Below are 17,207 nucleotides of genomic sequence, written 5' to 3'. Positions count from 1 at the left end.
AATTTTTTAATGGCAGTAAAAGTTGGTATTAATGGTTTTGGACGTATCGGACGTTTAGTATTCCGTCGTATTTTAGAAACAAACGCAGATTTAGAGGTTGTTGCAGTTAACGATTTAACTGATAATGATAACTTAGCTTACTTATTAAAATATGATACAGCTCACGGACGTTTTGATCACGATGTTGAATTACAAGGTGAAAGTTTAGTAGTTGACGGTAAAGAAATTAAAGTATTTGCTGAAAAAGATGCTAATAACTTACCATGGGGAGACCTTGGAGTAGATATCGTCATCGAAAGTACTGGATTCTACACTTCAGCTGAAAAATCACAAGCACATATCAATGCAGGTGCTAAACGTGTAGTTATCTCTGCACCAGCTAAAGATGCAGATACTAAAACAATTGTATTCGGTGTTAACGAAGATATCTTATCTTCTGATGACGTTATTATTTCAGCAGCATCATGTACAACTAACTCATTAGCTCCAGTAGTTAATGTATTACATAATGAATATGGAATTAAAGCTGGTAACATGGTTACAGTTCATGCTTACACTTCATCACAAGTATTACAAGATTCACCAAGCGGAAGCTTCCGTGATGGACGTGCAGCAGCACAAAACATTATCCCATCATCTACTGGTGCTGCAAAAGCAATCGGTAAAGTAATCCCAGAAGTTAATGGATTATTAGATGGATCAGCATTACGTGTTCCAACAATCACTGGTTCACACACAATCTTCTATTCATTATTAGAGAAAAACACTACTGTTGATGAAATCAACGCAGCTATGAAAAAAGCTTCAAACGATTCATTTGCATACAATGAAGATGCAATTGTTTCTTCAGATATTATTTCAACACATGCAGGATCAATCTTTGATTCTACATTAACTGAAATCCAAGAAGCAGCTGATGGATCTCAATTAGTTAAAACTGTTGCTTGGTATGACAACGAAGCTGGCTTCGTAGGAAACATGGTTCGTACTTTAGAATACTTCGCTAAATTATAATTAATTGCATAGCGTTTATACCTAAGCGTCTATCCAAAATAGCGGGGAGGCTTAAGCTTCCCCGCTATTATTTTTTTAAGGACTTTATATAGGAGGATATATAATGGCAAAGAAAACATTAAATGATATTCAAGTAAATGGTAAGACAGTCTTAGTCCGCGTTGACTTCAACGTACCTATGGCTGATGGAAAAATCACCAACGATAACCGTATCGAAGCGGCTTTACCAACAATCAATTATTTAATAGAAAACAATGCGAAAGTAGTATTGTTCTCTCACTTAGGACGTATTAAAACTGAAGAAGATAAAGCTAACAACAGTTTAGAACCAGTTGCAAAACGTTTAAGCGAGTTATTAGATAAAGAAGTTCTTTTCTCAGACAAAACACGTGGAGAAGAATTAGAAGAAGCAGTAGCTAACCTATCTGAGGGTGGCGTTTTATTAGTTCAAAACACTCGCTACGAAGATTTAGAAGGTAAGAAAGAATCTAAGAATGATCCAGAATTAGGTAAATACTGGGCTTCATTAGGTGACTTATTCGTAAACGATGCATTCGGAACAACTCACCGTGCTCACGCATCAAACGTTGGAATTGCATCAAACTTAGACTCTGCTGTAGGATTCTTAGTTGAAAAAGAATTAAAATTCTTAGGAGACGCAGTTGATAATCCTGAACGTCCATTTGTAGCTATCTTAGGTGGTGCGAAAGTATCTGATAAGATTAAAGTTATCGAATCATTATTAAACAAAGCTGATAAAGTAATTATCGGTGGAGGAATGGCTTACACATTCTTGAAAGCACAAGGTAAAGAAGTTGGAGAATCATTATTAGAGGAAGACCGTATTCCTTTAGCTAAAGAATTACTAGAAACTGCTGGAGACAAAATTGTTTTACCAGTAGATGTAGTCATTGCAGATGATTTTTCAAATGACGCAAATACAGACGTTGTTTCTGTAGATGATATCCCTGCTGACTGGCAAGGATTAGACTGTGGACCAGAATCTGTTAAAGTATTCGAAGATGTATTAAAAGATGCTAAAACAGTTGTATGGAATGGCCCAATGGGTGTATTCGAGATGGAATCATTCGCAAAAGGAACCATTGGTGTTTGTGAAGCCATTGCTGATCTAGAAAACGCGACGACAATTGTTGGTGGGGGAGATTCAGCAACTGCGGTCGCACAATTAGGTTATGAAGATAAATTCTCACACATCTCAACAGGTGGAGGAGCTTCATTAAACTATCTAGAAGGTACTGAATTACCAGGTGTTACTTCAATCGACGAGAAATAATTACTGAGACTTTAAATTAAGGAGAGTATATATATGTCACGTAAACCAATTATTGCTGGTAACTGGAAAATGAACAAAACAGCTCAAGAAGCTGCAGATTTTGTTGAAGCAGTTAAAGGGAAAATCCCTTCAGCGGATGCTGTAGATTCTGTCGTAGGTGCACCAGCACTATTTTTAGAAACAATTAAACGTTTAAGTGAAGGTACTGAATTAAGAACAGCTGCACAAAACAGCTACTTCGAAGATGAAGGTGCATTCACTGGGGAAACAAGTCCTAAAGCATTGGCTGATTTAGGTGTTGAATATGTAATTATCGGACACTCCGAACGTAGAGAATACTTTGGAGAAACTGACGAAGACATCAACAAAAAAGCAAAAGCAATCTTACGTAACGGTATGTTACCAATCATTTGCTGTGGAGAAACTTTAGAGCAACGTGAAGCTGGAGAAACAGCTGACTTTGTATCTGGACAAGTAAAAGCAGCATTAGAAGGTTTAACTGAAGAACAAATCGCTTCATCAGTTGTTGCTTACGAACCAATCTGGGCAATCGGAACAGGTAAATCATCATCTGCTGAATTAGCAAATGAAACTTGTGGCGTAGTTCGTAAAGCTATTGCAGAAGTTACATCAGAAGAAACAGCTGAAAAAGTACGTATTCAATACGGTGGATCTGTAAAACCAAATAATATTGCTGAATATATGGCACAAGAACATATTGACGGTGCATTAGTTGGAGGAGCAAGTCTAGAAGCTGATTCATTCATCGAATTATTGGAGGCAGTAAAATAATGAGTAAAATCCCATATGCCTTAATTATCTTAGACGGATTCGCAATTCGCGATGAAGTCAGTGGTAATGCGGTAAAAGCAGCGAAAAAACCTAACTTTGATCGTTATTGGAACCAGTTTCCACATAACCAATTAAAAGCATCAGGACGAGACGTCGGTTTACCTGATGGCCAAATGGGGAACTCTGAAGTTGGTCATTTAAACATCGGTGCAGGTCGTATAGTATACCAATCTTTAACTCGTATTAATTTAGCGATTGAAGACGAATCATTTTACGAAGTGCCTGAATTAGTTAAAGCTGTTGAAGAAGCAAAAAGAAAAGGAACAGCTTTACATTTAATGGGGCTATTATCTGACGGTGGTGTCCACTCACATTACAAACATTTAATTGCTTTAGTTAAATTAGCTAAAAAGTATGGATTAGAAGAAGTATATGTTCATGGTTTCCTTGATGGGCGTGATGTTGGACCGAGAACCGCTGTGAAATATATTGATGATTCTGAGAAAGCATTCGAAGAAATTGGCGTAGGTAAATTCGCAACAATTTCAGGTCGTTACTATGCAATGGACCGTGACAATCGTTGGGAACGTGTTCAGTTAGCTTATGATGCAATCGTTCATGGTGAAGGTAGAACAGCTTCTTCAGCTAAAGAAGGCGTAGAGCGTTCTTACGAAGAAGATATTGTTGATGAGTTTGTTGTTCCATTTACAATTAAAGATGAAAACGACAAACCAGTCGGTACAGTAAACGATGGTGACTCAATCGTATTCTTCAACTTCCGACCTGACCGTGCGATTCAATTAGCTACAGCTTTATCAAACCCAGGTTTTAAAGATTTTGACCGTGGTGAAACTCCAACGGACAACTACATGACAACATTCTCACCTTACAGTGATACGGTTGTAGCAGAAGTTGCATTCAAGAAAGAAGACTTAGTCAATACTGTTGGGGAAGTATTAGCAGATGCTGATAAGACACAACTAAGAATTGCTGAGACTGAGAAATATCCACACGTTACATTCTTTATGAGTGGGGGACGTCATAAAGAGTATGCAGGTGAAGAACGTATCCTAATCCCTTCACCAAAAGTAGCGACTTATGACCTACAACCTGAAATGTCAGCTTACGAGGTGAAAGATGCCTTAGTGCAAAAAATCAACGAAGAAACGATCGATGCGATTATCTTAAACTTTGCAAATCCTGATATGGTTGGACATAGTGGTATGTTAGAACCTACTGTGAAAGCAATTGAAGCAGTAGACGAGTGTCTTGGTGCTGTGGTTGATTTAATACTAGAAAAAGGTGGAGCTGCGATTATTACAGCTGACCACGGTAACTCTGATGAAGTGATTGATATCGAAGGAAATCCAATGACAGCTCATACAACAAACCCAGTTCCAGTGATTGTGACTAAGGAAGGTGTTGAATTAAGAGACGGAGGTCGCTTAGCTGACCTTGCTCCAACATTATTAGACTTAGTTGGTGTTGAAAAACCTGAAGACATGACAGGAACAAGCTTAATTAAATAAGCAAAACATCCGATATGCTTTGCTTTTTGAGTAAATAATTTATAGAATAGAAGAGTAAGGTATGGAGTCAATTCATGCCTAACAAACTAAAGGAGAGAATAAAATATGCCATTTATTACAGATATTTATGCAAGAGAAGTTTTAGACTCACGTGGAAACCCTACAGTTGAGGTAGAAGTTTATACAGAAAGCGGAGCTTTTGGTCGCGGAATCGTACCTTCAGGTGCGTCAACTGGTGAACACGAAGCTGTTGAGTTACGTGATGGAGACAAAGACCGTTATTTAGGTAAAGGTGTCCTTAAAGCTGTTGATAACGTGAATAACGTAATCGCTGAAGCATTATTAGGCTATGATGTATTAGAACAACAAGCCATTGATAAATTAATGATCGAGTTAGATGGTACTCCGAACAAAGGTAAATTAGGAGCTAACGCTATCTTAGGTGTATCGATTGCTGTTGCACGTGCAGCTGCAGATTTCTTAAATATTCCTTTATACCAATATTTAGGTGGATTTAACACTAAATTATTACCAACACCAATGATGAACATCATTAACGGTGGATCTCACTCAGATGCACCAATCGCTTTCCAAGAATTCATGATTATTCCTTCTGGAGCAGAAAGTTTCAAAGAAGCTCTACGTTGGGGTGCTGAAATCTTCCACGCACTTAAATCATTATTAAGCGAACGTGGATTAGAAACTTCTGTTGGTGACGAAGGTGGATTCGCGCCGCGTTTCGAAGGTACAGAAGATGGTGTTGAAACAATCTTAGCAGCAATCAAAAAAGCTGGTTTAGAACCAGGTAAAGATGTATTCTTAGGATTCGACGTTGCTTCTTCAGAATTCTACGAAGATGGCGTATACAACTATGCTAAATTCGAAGGTGAAAACGGAGCAAAACGTTCTGCTGAAGAACAAGTTGACTACTTAGAAGAATTAGTTAATAAATACCCAATCATCTCTATCGAAGATGGTATGGACGAAAACGACTGGGACGGATGGAAATTACTTACTGAACGTTTAGGAAGTAAAGTTCAATTAGTTGGTGACGATTTATTCGTTACAAATACTGAAGTTCTTGCTCGCGGTATCAAAGAAAACGTTGGTAACTCAATCTTAATCAAAGTTAACCAAATCGGTACTTTAACTGAAACATTTGACGCGATTGAAATGGCTAAAAAAGCTGGTTATACAGCAGTAATTTCTCACCGTTCAGGAGAGACAGAAGATACAACTATCTCTGACATTGCTGTTGCAACTAATGCTGGTCAAATTAAGACTGGTTCATTATCACGTACTGACCGTGTTGCTAAATACAACCAATTATTACGTATCGAAGATATGTTAGCTGATGTTGCAGCTTACGACGGAAAAGACGCATTCTACAACTTAGATAACAAATAATTATTTGCAAGGTAGAAAAGGGCGACTAGCTAAGCTAGTTGCTCTTTTTTTGTGGTTCATAATTTCTATGTCGAAAACACTTGCAATTTTAAGTGAACCTTCATACAATAGTCATACTTGTCATGCATACTAAAGGTAGTAGAGAAGTAAGAAAATGTATATCTACCTTTAAGGAGGTCATAAAAAATGAAAATCAATACAAAATTCAATAAAAAACTTCTCACAATTCTGTCCCTTTCTGCACTGGCAAATGTTGCTCCTTTGGCACCAAATGACGGTTTAGCAAGTAACTTAGCACTTGTAGAAGCGCAAGCTTCAAGTGAAACAAATGCAAGTGATATCGAAGCAATTAAACAATCAATGATAGATGCAACTCCTATAACAGAAAATCAATTTGCGCAAATCTCTGAAGATGCGTGGTTGGCTTATGTTGAACAAGGTAATAATCAAGGAGGAGACCCAAGTGCAGTTTATGACTGGGCCATCGAAGATTATCCAGAAGTATTTGAACCAGAAGCGACAAATTTCCGTATAGCAATGGTTGAAAACTATAATCTTGATGAAGAAAGCTTAAATACTGTAAGTGATCGAGATTTATTATGGTTAGAATACCAAATTTGGGTGGCTGCAGACGGTCAAGAAGATTTACCAGCGCTGGCTGATGCTTTAGTGGAAGACTTCGGAGTAGAATACGGCCAAGATGATAATGAACGAGTAGAAGCATTGAAAGAAACGATGTTAGCTTCTACACCTTTAACAGATGAACAGTTTGATGCGATTCCTGCTCAAGATTGGTTAGGTTATGCTGATGAAGTCAATGAAGGTGGTGGAGACCCAAGTACAGTTTATAATAATGCTGTCGAAGATTATCCAGAAGTGTTTGAGGAAACTTTGAATTATATTTGTGGAACTTTAGTTTCAGACTATAACTTAAATGAGGAATCTTTAAACTCAGTATCGGATATTGACTTACTATGGTTAGAATATTCAGTATGGGTTGATGCAGGTAACACTGAAGACTTTGAAACATTAGCACAACGTCTAATTGACGAGCATGATGTTACTCAAGATGATGACGAAGAATCGCCTGGCGATGAACGTCTAGAAGCGATCAAACAATCGATGATTGATGCAACACCTTTAACAGATGACCAATTTGAAGCCATTCCAGCAACTAGCTGGTTAGAGTATTCAGATCGAGTGAATGAAGGTGGTGGAGACCCAAGTACCGTTTATAATTGGGCTGTCGAAGATTATCCAGAAGTGTTTGAAGATACCATTGCTTATATTCGTGGAACATTAGTTTCAGATTATAATTTAAATGAGGAGTCTTTAAACTCAGTATCAGATATTGACTTACTGTGGTTAGAATATTCGGTATGGGTGGAAGCAGGTAACACCGAAGACTTTGAAACATTAGCACAACGTCTAATTGAGGAACATGATGTTATTCAAGATGACGAAGAGACACCTGGAGAAACTGAACTTGAAAGAATTAGAACGGTGATGATTGAGTCAACACCAATTACACCAGACCAATTCGAAGCGATTCCGGCAACAACTTGGATTTCATATACAGAGCAAATTAATGAAGAAGGTGGAGACCCAAGTACTGCTTATAACTGGGCATTACGTGATTATCCTGAAGTATTCGAAGATACGATTGCTTACATTCGTGGAGAATTAATCAACCGTTATAATCTAGAAGAAGCTTCATTGAATGAACGTGTATCTGACCAAGAATTATTATGGGAAGAGTATACCGTTTGGTTACAGAACGGTGAAGAGAATTTAGAAGCATTAAGTCAAGTCTTAGTTCAGGAATACGGAGTGCGTACAACATCGACTCAAGTTCCTGATGAAGATGAGGAAAATACAGCACCAACATTACCGAATACAGGTGAAACTAGAACAAGTTATAGCACATATATTATGATTGCTATTGTAGGACTAGTTGGAGCTGCCCTCTTATTGAGAGATTACTTTGTGAATAATAAAGAAGCTTAACGAATCTCAAGTCGCTAGTTAAGGCTAGCGGCTTTTTTATTTTGCTATTTTTAGCTCTCAAATACAGTGCAAGAATTTTGAAGTGTTGCGTATTTTCGATATAATTAAGGAGGATTTGTTTAAACCGTATTATAGTATATTCAGATGAAAAGGAGCTATTATGCAATATTACGATCAACACTTACACACATATTTTTCTCCCGATTCAAAAGAACAATTTGAGAATTATTTATCTCAAGGCGAATTGCCTGTTGTAACGACAGAGCACATTGATTTCTATAGTCCAGATCAATCGCACGATGATGTGATTCCAGATTACGAAGGTTATTCGAAGAAGATTGCTGAGTTGAACGAAGAATATGATAATCGTCTTCTTCGAGGGATTGAGATTGGGTTTACTTATGCCGATCGAGATAAGATTGAACAGTTTTTAGAAGGAAAAGACTATGATATTAAGTTACTCAGTATCCATCATAACGGAAGACATGGTTTTATGACCTTAAACCACGATGTAAAGGACTTGAAGACACATCTAGAGGAATACTTCGGTTTGATGCTGGAAGCCGTTAGAAACGCTCCATATGCGAATGTTTTAGCGCATTTTGATTTTGGGCTGAGAGGCTACGATGCAGTGAAGGTTGAAGATTTACATGATAGTGAGGACTTACTTCTTCAAATCTTTGAAACCATGGTGTCAAATGAACAAGCATTAGAATTAAATACTCGAAGTATGTATCGTTATGACAACGACCATCTTTATGACTATGCGATTGATTTATATAAAAGTGCTGGGGGAGACATGTTCACAGTAAGTTCTGATGCGCATGTGGCCGGAGATTATCAGTTAGGGTTTGAAGAAGCTTTTAACAAATTGAGAAATCATGATGTGAATCAATTAGTTGTATTCCAAAAAGGTGTCCCACATTACGTTGATATACCCCAATAATAAATAAAACCTTCTTGCTGAGGCAAGAAGGCTTTTTTTAATCGAATTCAATTTTAAATGACTCATCTTTATGTGCACGCCAGCATAGTTCTATTTGTTCATAAGTTGTTTTGCCGTCATTTAACGTTGGTAAATGGTCCATATCGAAAAAGTCCATGCCGATTGTTTCACTGTTTAGTTTGAATTCACCGTTAATATAGTGACATTCTACGAAAATTTTAATAATAGTAAAAATTTGATTCACAGCGTTATGGCGGTGATGGTCATGGATGGCAATAATTCGGTCTGCTTTTCCAACCACACCAGCTTCTTCGAACAATTCTTTTTCGGCATTAGATGAGACGGTTTCTGTAATGTCCATCCAACCACCAGGAAGGGCCCAACGACCGTCATTCTCTTGGACTAAAAGGATCTTATCCTCTTTCCAAACAACCGCTCGTGTATCGACTTTGGGTGTTTGGTAGCCGTCTTCAATGTGGAATAATGCTTTGATCTCATTCATGTCGCTATCGTTTAAGGTTGCGAGCATTTGCCAACTCATCTCGCGGATTCTCTGGAATCGTTCTTTATCATAGACATCTTTTGTGTAGTGAAGACCGGTTTGGGCAAGGGCTTGCAATTCTTTTGCCCATTCTAACCATTGCTTTGACACATGAATCATTTCCTTTCAATTAGCTAGACTTATTCGTTTTCTTGGACGTGATCAACAATTTGATGAAGGATAGTGAAGACATGATCATCATCTAATTCATAAATCATTGATTTACCTTGTCGTTCCGCTTTGACTAAGCGTGAGTCTCTTAATATCTTTAATTGGTGTGATACCGCTGATTGCTCTAAATGCAAGGCTTCAACAATCTGAGAGACTGAACGTTTCTGTTCTTTGAGTAAGTAAAGAATTGATAAGCGATTATAATCACTTAGTATTTTAAAGTAGCGACTGACCGCTAGTATGTTCTCTTCATTTTGCATTTGATTACTCCATTCTTTATCAATACTCATAATTTATCATGTTTGAATTTGCTGTGTCAAAGAAAGTCGCATGGGTGATGATAATTTCGTCAGATTGCGGTTGATTGTTAATTAGGATTTACAGTATAATGATTATTAGCAGGAACATTAATTGATAATATATATAATAAATGATATTATGAGTAATGGATATTTTATAGAGGAGGTAAGACCTTTGTATCAAGTTTTACTTACAGCTTTGATTATTGTAGCAATTTTAATGATTATTTTTGTTGTTATGCAACCATCTAAGAGTAATGCAGCAAGTATGCTCGGTGGGGGCGATGACGGACAACCGAAGACACGTGCAAGAGGATTTGAAGTTTTCTTAATTCGTGCAACAACTATTTTAGGAATTTTATTCTTTGTCTTAACAATTACATTGGCTTATTTATCAAATAAATAAGTTATATATTAATTAATCAGAACAATGTTCAAAGTAATTCGTGCTTGATGGATTGCTATATGGGCTTGTTCTTTTTTTAATCTTATTAGTTTAACTATTGATCAATATCATGTAAACTTTGTTTATAAAGTTTTTGGGAGGGTTCATACTTGAAATTAAACGAAATAAAAGATGCAAAGTATTATGAAGGTGAGAATAAAGAGATTGGAATCATTTTATTCCACGCCTATACCGGCTCACCAAATGATGTGAATCTATTAGCGAGAGAGCTAAATCGCAGCGGTTACGGCGTATTATGTCCAAAATTTGAAGGGCATGCCACAAAAGATATGAATGATATTTTGAATGCAGATATTAATACATGGAAGCAACAAGCCTTGGATGCGGTTGAAGCCATGCAAGGTGAGTATGACAGAATACTTGTCTTTGGCTTGTCATTGGGCGGTATATTTGCGACATGGTTAATGTCTCAGTCAAATCTTGAAATTCAAGGTGGGGGAGTATTTAACTCACCAGTATACACTGAGAAACCAATTGATGTTGAAGTGCATTTTATTTCTTATGTTAAAGCGATATTTAAACGCTTTTCATCTGAAGATAATTACAATCAAGAGATCGACGGCATCCTCACTAAGCATAGAGACCAAATGAAGCAACTTGAAGCTTTCAAGAGCGAATTCCAAGGTCAACTTGAAAATATCGAACAACCATTTTTTATCGCACAATCAGGTAAGGATGAGATGATCAATGAAGACGATGCAGAAAAATTACAAAGTGTGTTAGTAAACGCGAAAGTGGACTTCAATTGGTTCCCAGAAAACACGCACGTGATTACGGTGAATCGAAATCGTAAAGATTTTGAAGCAGCACTTTTCGACTTTATAACAAGATTTAAATAGTCGTACAATAAATATTGTACAGAAGGAGGGCACTATGAGTTTATCAAAATTAGAACAACGAATTTTAGAATTCTTACAACAGAATCCCGATAGGAATTATCAAACAAATGAAATCGCCCAACATTTTAATTATCAGGGAAGTAAAAATTTCAAAAAATTAGTCAAAGCTCTAGCATTTTTAGAGCGAATTAATGAATTAGAAGTAACAGAAACGGGTCGCTTTAAAGCGAAAAGCACTAAAAAAGAAACGGCTGTCGGAACTTTCCGTGGAAATGATCGTGGATTTGGCTTTATTGATTATGATCCAGAGCAACCGGATTTATTTGTACCACCTGGAAAAGTTGGAAATGCCATGGACGGCGATACAGTTGAAGCAACAATTATTAAACATGTCAATCCATCAACAGGTAAAGGGTCAGAAGCTCGTGTAGATAACATTGTTGAAAGAGCATCAACTCAAATCGTTGGTGAATTTGTTGCCTATGATAAAGAAATGCGCGACTCAACTGGCTTTTTAGGCTTTGTCATTCCACAAGGAAAATTCAGCGATGAATTGAAAGTAGAAGTATTACCAGATGGCTTGAAACCAGTGAATCATTCGATTGTAATTGTTAAGATTAAAGATTACCCAACGATGGAGGAGCCAAACAATTTAACTGGTTTAGTTGCGAAAGAAATTGGTCATAAAGATGCGCCAGGTGTCGATATTCTCGCTATCTTATATCAATTCAATATTCCATCAGAATTCCCAGAACAAGTCTTAGAGGAAGCACAAGCGATTGAACAAGATATCAATCCAAAGGATATTGAAGGGCGTCGTGACTTAAGAGATGAATTAATTCTTACGATCGATGGGGCAGACGCAAAAGACTTAGATGATGCAATATCATTAAAAAGACTAGATAATGGGAACTACCGTTTAGCGGTGCATATTGCGGATGTTTCTCACTATGTGACTGAGAATTCACCGATTGATTCGGAAGCACTAGCCAGAGGGACATCTGTCTACTTAACAGATAGAGTGGTTCCGATGCTTCCACAAAGATTATCGAATGGGATTTGTTCGCTATTACCGAATGAAGATCGCTTAACTGTATCTTGTGAGATGACCATAGACTCAAATGGTCGCGTCGTTGATCAAGATATCTTCCTGAGTGTGATTAATTCTTCATATCGAATGACTTATACGGATGTGAATGGTATTCTAGCTGGTGATGAAGATTTAAGAAGAGAATACCATGAGATATCTGAGATGCTGGATCAGATGAGCGAATTACACTTTATTCTGGAAGGTATGCGTCAAAAGCGTGGAGCGTTAAGCTTTGAAACATCTGAAGCGCAAATTATCGTTGATGAAGATGGGAAACCTATAGATATCGTTCACCGCCAAAGAGGGGTCGGAGAAAGACTAATTGAGTCCTTTATGTTAGCAGCGAATGAGACAATCGCAAGAACATATACGGAGAAAGACTGGCCGATGATTTACCGTGTCCATGAGCAACCAGATGAAGAACGTATGCAACGCTTTGCGGAATTTATAACTGCGTTTGGTGTGGTCTTAAGAGGTCGCGCTGAATCAATTAAACCAAAACAATTACAAGAAGCTTTGGATGAATTATCTGATACACCTTATGAAGAAGTGGTATCGATGATGATGTTAAGAAGTATGCAACAAGCACGTTATACGGATGAACCATTCGGTCATTACGGTTTAGCTGCCAAAGATTATACGCACTTTACTTCACCGATTCGACGTTATCCAGACTTAATGGTTCACCGTTTAATTCATAAATATTTAGAAGCAACACCAACTTCAGAGCAAAAGAGAAAGATTTCTGAAAAATTACCAGACATTGCAGAACATTCTTCTAAGATGGAGCGTCGCGCAGTAGAGGCCGAACGTGAAACGGATGCACTGAAGAAAGCAGAGTACATGTTAGATAAAGTTGGAGAACAATTTGAGGGAACTGTAAGTTCAGTGACGTCATTTGGAATGTTTATTCAATTAGATAATACAGTTGAAGGTTTAATTTCATTGCAAGAATTGAAAGATGATTACTACCGTTATGATCAACAACATTTAATTCTTATTGGTGAAAACACAAACAACGTGTACCGAATTGGTCAAAGAGTCTTAATTGAGGTTGAACGCGTAAGTGTTGAAGACCGAGAGATCGATTTCAAACTCATTGAAACGTACCCAACGGATAACAAAGATTTAGAACATGTCATCAGTGAGAATAAGAATCGTAGTGAGAAGAAAAGTCGTAAACCTAAAAGACAAAGTAAGAACAGACAATCCTTTAAACAAGTTGCGAAACAATCGTCTAAAGGGAATAATAAAAAAGGCAAGAAATTCCAAATTAGAAAACGGAAAAAGTAGCCTTTGATGTAAATGAGGGATGACTATGGCGAAACAGCAAGACAAACCATTAGCACAGAATAGAAAAGCACGGCATGACTATACTATACTAGAGACCATCGAAGCGGGACTCGTATTACAAGGAACTGAAATTAAATCGATCCGACAAGGGAAGATAAACTTAAAAGATGGATTTGTTTCAATTCGTCAAGGCGAAGCTTTCCTTAAAAATGTTCATATAAGTCCTTATGAACAAGGGAATATATTTAACCATGATCCGTTACGAAATCGGAAGTTATTACTTCACAAAAAAGAAATAGAAAAATTAGAACGCGAAGTTAAACAAAATCGCCTAACAATTATACCTTTAAAAGTTTACATTGTTAGAGGGAGAGCGAAAGTTCTTATCGGATTAGCTGAAGGAAAAAATCGATATGACAAGCGTCATTCATTAAAAGAACAACAAATGAAGCGTGATATCGACCGTGCTTTAAAGGTAAGATAATAAAAAAGTGCTTAAGATTTTCGAAATGAAAATTCTTAAGCACTTTTTTTGTTTGATCGGATTAAACTTTATGCATTCGGATGTGTATGTTTGAATTCCCAACGGGCTAAGATTGGTGTCACAATACTTGAAATAACGACACCTAATGCAATTTGTGCAGTGGCACTTTCCACATAAATAGCATATTCAGAAGCTGAAAAGGCAATCAAAGCTGGAACTGACACGGACATACTCGCAATTGAAGATATTGCTAGAGACGATACACACCATCTTCATGTAAGATTCTTTGTTCAAAAACAACTAAAATTGGGGCTAATAGGACGTAAAAGATTACTGTTAACAAGATTCCTTGTAGTCCAGATTGAAGTGCATCGAATAAATTAATTCCAGCACCGAACACCCAACCTATAAAGGGAGTTAACACCACTACACCAGCAGCTAAGTAATCTGCCATATTTTTATCAAGGTTTTCCACAATCATACCAAAGATAATCGGTACAAGCGTTGATAGAATAGGTGTCCAGTCAACTGTGGTAGCCTGCACCCGAACAGAAACAAGCTGCCCAAATGACGTAATTTAATCCACTTGGTGTAAACAAGGCTTCACTCACTCGGCTGAAGTTAGTGAATAAGTTTGGTAGAAAAGTATTCATTAAAGCTGCTAGAAGTATCGGTACTAATAATAGGCCTCCGGGAATTTTTCGCATAAAATCAGACATTATTTTAACCTTTTTTCTATTTTATTAACTTAAAATTATACTCAATTGAATCATTAGACAATTAAAGAGACAAAAAAAGTGCCAATGATTTAACATAGGCACTTCAAACATTATTTGCTACTGCGTTTACGAACACCTTTATTAACATCTAATAAAACCGGTAAAATCATAGGAGAACGTTGAGTACGTTCAAATAAGATCGGTTTGATTTGATCAAAGATAATATCACGAATTAATTTTTCGTTAACGTTATTTCCGTTTTCATTTAAACCACGGTTAATTGCAGATTTCATAGCTTGTTGAATCTCTTGAATTAAATCAACTGATTCTCTCATATAGATAAAGCCACGTGACATAATATCTGGACCACTAATGAGTTGTTTGTTTTCGTAATCAATCGTTGCTGTAACAATAACTAAACCATCTTCCGAAAGTGTTTTACGATCTCGTAAGACAATGTTTCCGACATCTCCAATACCACTTCCGTCCACATAGACGTCTTGGGCATTAAAGAAGCCAGCTCGTCTTGCGCTATTCTTAGTTAAAGCAAGCATGTCACCGTTTTTCATAATGAATGTGTTCTCACGGTCAATCCCAGTTAATTCAGCCAGTTTTGCTTGGATACTTAACATACGGTATTCACCATGGACTGGCATGAAGAATTTAGGCTTCATTAGACGTAACATTAACAATTGCTCTTGTTGGCTACCATGTCCCGATGTATGAATGTTATTCACTTTACCATGGATGACGTTGGCACCAGTCTCAACTAATTGGTTAATGACACGATTCACACTTAAAGTGTTTCCAGGAATCGGTGAACTTGAGAAGATGACTGTATCATTATGTTGAATTGAAATTTGACGGTGTGTCCCGTTCGCAATTCGGCTTAAAGCAGCCATAGGTTCACCTTGAGAACCTGTACATACGATAATCATTTCTTCTGCAGGATATTGATCTAATTGACGATTATCAACAAAGATATCCAAGCCATAATCATCAATATAACCAAGTTCAATCCCAGTTTTAATTGAGTTTTCCATACTACGTCCGAAGACTGCAATTTTACGATTTGTTTTAATCGCTGTTTCTACAATTTGTTGAAGACGTGACACATTCGATGCGAAAGTCGCAAAGATAACACGCCCCTCAACACCTTGGATAATATTATGAATCGATTGACCCACAACCCGTTCTGAAAGGGTGAAAGTCGGAATTTCTGCATTTGTACTCTCACCTAATAGGAGTAGAACGCCTTCGCTACCAATTTCAGCCATACGGTGAATATCAGCAGGCTCTCCTACAGGTGTAAAGTCAAATTTATAATCCCCTGTAAAGACAATATTTCCTTCAGGTGTTTTTACAACTATACCATATGCTTCAGGAATCGAGTGAACGGTTCTGTAAAAGCTAATTGACAATTTACGGAAGTTAACGACTGTATCTTCATTATATTCTGTAATTTCCGCATCACGTAATAAGCCATTTTCTTGCAGTTTGTCGCGAATTAACGCGGCTGCAAGAGGGTCAGCATAGATTGGCACATTGAGTTGTTTTAATAGATATGGAATTCCACCAATATGGTCTAAATGCCCATGACTGATAAAAAGCCCTTTAACTTTATGACGATTTTCTAAGATATATTGAAAATCATTAATTACGTAGTCAATTCCTAATAATTCATCTTCCGGGAAGAGAATTCCGCAGTCTAAAATAACAATTTCGTCTTGGAATTGGACACCATACATGTTTTTCCCAATTTCGCCTAGTCCACCAATGGCGAATACTCCGACTTCATTGTTTCTAAGATTTACTGCCATCTAGGGTTTCACAACCTCAAAGTCAGGATCGTTTTCTTTTTCATATTCTAAGAAATCGCCTGATATTTCAGTGATGTGTTCGATCATGTATGGTGTAGTTTCAGATAAATATTCACGCACTTCACTTACTGCATTCGCTTCCACGTACATAGTTTTAGTATGTTCACGACGTGGTGCTTCATTTGTTGTTTCTTGATAAAATACTTTAAATATCATTAATATTTGCTCCTTTTCATTAATTTGTTTTCAAACGAGTAGTGAATTAATTGAATTCACAGCTATAACCATTTTATCACATTCATTATTTCAAGTATATCCCAATTTAGTTAACTCATCTAAAAAGGAAAAAAACGGATGAACTTACTCCAATACTTCATATTATCCTTTCAAATCCAGAATAGTCAAATGTTTTAACCCGAAATTGCTTTTTTTAAAAAAAGTAAAAATAAAATAATGGAAATGGCCATTTTTTACGTATATATATATAGGCTAGTTT

18 protein-coding genes are annotated in these 17,207 nt (G+C 37.0%); 11 read left to right on the top strand and 7 right to left on the bottom strand.

Annotated features, from left to right (window positions below):
* Nucleotides 1-9 precede the first annotated feature (9 nt).
* From gap to ACEN3Z_RS01110, 7 genes are all read left to right on the top strand, one after another.
* Nucleotides 10-1,014 (top strand): type I glyceraldehyde-3-phosphate dehydrogenase, encoded by a 1,005-nt coding sequence (gene gap, locus ACEN3Z_RS01140; protein ID WP_138405478.1) that lies wholly within the window; start codon nucleotides 10-12, stop codon nucleotides 1,012-1,014.
* A 103-nt stretch (nucleotides 1,015-1,117) separates the two neighbouring features.
* Nucleotides 1,118-2,308 carry a phosphoglycerate kinase gene (locus tag ACEN3Z_RS01135; RefSeq protein WP_209494335.1) on the top strand — a complete coding sequence of 397 codons (1,191 nt, stop codon included), beginning with the start codon at nucleotides 1,118-1,120 and terminating at the stop codon, nucleotides 2,306-2,308.
* Between the two features lie 33 nt (nucleotides 2,309-2,341).
* Entirely contained in the window at nucleotides 2,342-3,100 is a 759-nt protein-coding gene (gene tpiA / locus ACEN3Z_RS01130) for a triose-phosphate isomerase (protein ID WP_138405476.1), read from the top strand.
* Nucleotides 3,100-4,629 (top strand): 2,3-bisphosphoglycerate-independent phosphoglycerate mutase, encoded by a 1,530-nt coding sequence (gene gpmI / locus ACEN3Z_RS01125; protein WP_407089228.1) that lies wholly within the window; start codon nucleotides 3,100-3,102, stop codon nucleotides 4,627-4,629. The genes tpiA and gpmI overlap by 1 nt, the downstream gene beginning before the upstream one ends.
* A 105-nt stretch (nucleotides 4,630-4,734) precedes the next feature.
* Nucleotides 4,735-6,036 (top strand): phosphopyruvate hydratase, encoded by a 1,302-nt coding sequence (gene eno, locus ACEN3Z_RS01120; RefSeq protein WP_407089227.1) that lies wholly within the window; start codon nucleotides 4,735-4,737, stop codon nucleotides 6,034-6,036.
* A gap of 186 nt (nucleotides 6,037-6,222) precedes the next feature.
* A complete protein-coding gene (locus ACEN3Z_RS01115; protein WP_407089226.1) occupies nucleotides 6,223-8,043 on the top strand; it encodes an LPXTG cell wall anchor domain-containing protein in 1,821 nt (606 codons plus the stop codon).
* 160 nt (nucleotides 8,044-8,203) lie between these two features.
* A complete protein-coding gene (locus ACEN3Z_RS01110; RefSeq protein WP_407089225.1) occupies nucleotides 8,204-8,989 on the top strand; it encodes a PHP domain-containing protein in 786 nt (261 codons plus the stop codon).
* A 37-nt stretch (nucleotides 8,990-9,026) separates the two neighbouring features.
* On the opposite strand, the gene ACEN3Z_RS01105 is transcribed toward ACEN3Z_RS01110, so the two are convergent.
* Together ACEN3Z_RS01105 and ACEN3Z_RS01100 are read right to left on the bottom strand one after the other, a co-directional pair.
* A complete protein-coding gene (locus tag ACEN3Z_RS01105) occupies nucleotides 9,027-9,641 on the bottom strand; it encodes an NUDIX hydrolase (protein WP_407089224.1) in 615 nt (204 codons plus the stop codon).
* 29 nt (nucleotides 9,642-9,670) lie between these two features.
* Complete coding sequence (locus ACEN3Z_RS01100; RefSeq protein ID WP_197104493.1) at nucleotides 9,671-9,961, bottom strand: helix-turn-helix transcriptional regulator; 291 nt, start codon at nucleotides 9,959-9,961, stop codon at nucleotides 9,671-9,673.
* A 214-nt stretch (nucleotides 9,962-10,175) separates the two neighbouring features.
* Here ACEN3Z_RS01100 and secG point away from each other — a divergent pair, with 214 nt between their 5' ends.
* The 4 genes from secG (at nucleotide 10,176) to smpB (ending at nucleotide 14,172) form a co-directional block, all read left to right on the top strand.
* Nucleotides 10,176-10,406, top strand: coding sequence for a preprotein translocase subunit SecG (gene secG, locus ACEN3Z_RS01095; protein ID WP_407089223.1), 231 nt, complete (start codon nucleotides 10,176-10,178; stop codon nucleotides 10,404-10,406).
* Nucleotides 10,407-10,555: 149 nt separating this feature from the next.
* Nucleotides 10,556-11,305 carry an alpha/beta hydrolase gene (locus tag ACEN3Z_RS01090; RefSeq protein WP_407089222.1) on the top strand — a complete coding sequence of 250 codons (750 nt, stop codon included), beginning with the start codon at nucleotides 10,556-10,558 and terminating at the stop codon, nucleotides 11,303-11,305.
* A 34-nt stretch (nucleotides 11,306-11,339) separates the two neighbouring features.
* On the top strand, nucleotides 11,340-13,688 hold the full coding sequence (gene rnr, locus ACEN3Z_RS01085) for a ribonuclease R (RefSeq protein ID WP_407089221.1): 2,349 nt from the start codon (nucleotides 11,340-11,342) through the stop codon (nucleotides 13,686-13,688).
* 25 nt (nucleotides 13,689-13,713) lie between these two features.
* A complete protein-coding gene (gene smpB / locus ACEN3Z_RS01080; RefSeq protein WP_407089220.1) occupies nucleotides 13,714-14,172 on the top strand; it encodes an SsrA-binding protein SmpB in 459 nt (152 codons plus the stop codon).
* A gap of 68 nt (nucleotides 14,173-14,240) precedes the next feature.
* Here smpB and ACEN3Z_RS01075 read toward each other — a convergent pair whose 3' ends face one another.
* The 5 genes from ACEN3Z_RS01075 to ACEN3Z_RS01055 all read right to left on the bottom strand — a co-directional run bounded on the left by ACEN3Z_RS01075 (nucleotide 14,241) and on the right by ACEN3Z_RS01055 (nucleotide 16,927).
* The gene (locus ACEN3Z_RS01075) at nucleotides 14,241-14,402 is read right to left on the bottom strand and encodes a 2-keto-3-deoxygluconate permease (protein WP_407089219.1); all 162 of its coding nucleotides are present in this window, start codon (nucleotides 14,400-14,402) and stop codon (nucleotides 14,241-14,243) included.
* A 20-nt stretch (nucleotides 14,403-14,422) separates the two neighbouring features.
* Nucleotides 14,423-14,716, bottom strand: coding sequence for a 2-keto-3-deoxygluconate permease (locus ACEN3Z_RS01070; RefSeq protein ID WP_407089218.1), 294 nt, complete (start codon nucleotides 14,714-14,716; stop codon nucleotides 14,423-14,425).
* Entirely contained in the window at nucleotides 14,697-14,891 is a 195-nt protein-coding gene (locus ACEN3Z_RS01065; RefSeq protein WP_407089217.1) for a 2-keto-3-deoxygluconate permease, read from the bottom strand. The genes ACEN3Z_RS01070 and ACEN3Z_RS01065 overlap by 20 nt, the downstream gene beginning before the upstream one ends.
* A gap of 110 nt (nucleotides 14,892-15,001) precedes the next feature.
* Nucleotides 15,002-16,711, bottom strand: coding sequence for a ribonuclease J1 (rnjA, locus tag ACEN3Z_RS01060; RefSeq protein WP_407089216.1), 1,710 nt, complete (start codon nucleotides 16,709-16,711; stop codon nucleotides 15,002-15,004).
* On the bottom strand, nucleotides 16,712-16,927 hold the full coding sequence (locus ACEN3Z_RS01055) for an RNA polymerase epsilon subunit (protein ID WP_407089215.1): 216 nt from the start codon (nucleotides 16,925-16,927) through the stop codon (nucleotides 16,712-16,714).
* Between the last annotated feature and the right edge of the window lie 280 nt (nucleotides 16,928-17,207).

Origin of the sequence: Ruoffia sp. FAM 26254 (genome assembly GCF_045528545.1) — a bacterium.
GTDB classification, from domain to species: Bacteria; Bacillota; Bacilli; order Lactobacillales; family Aerococcaceae; genus Ruoffia; species Ruoffia halotolerans.
This window is presented reverse-complemented; position numbering and strand designations above follow the sequence as displayed.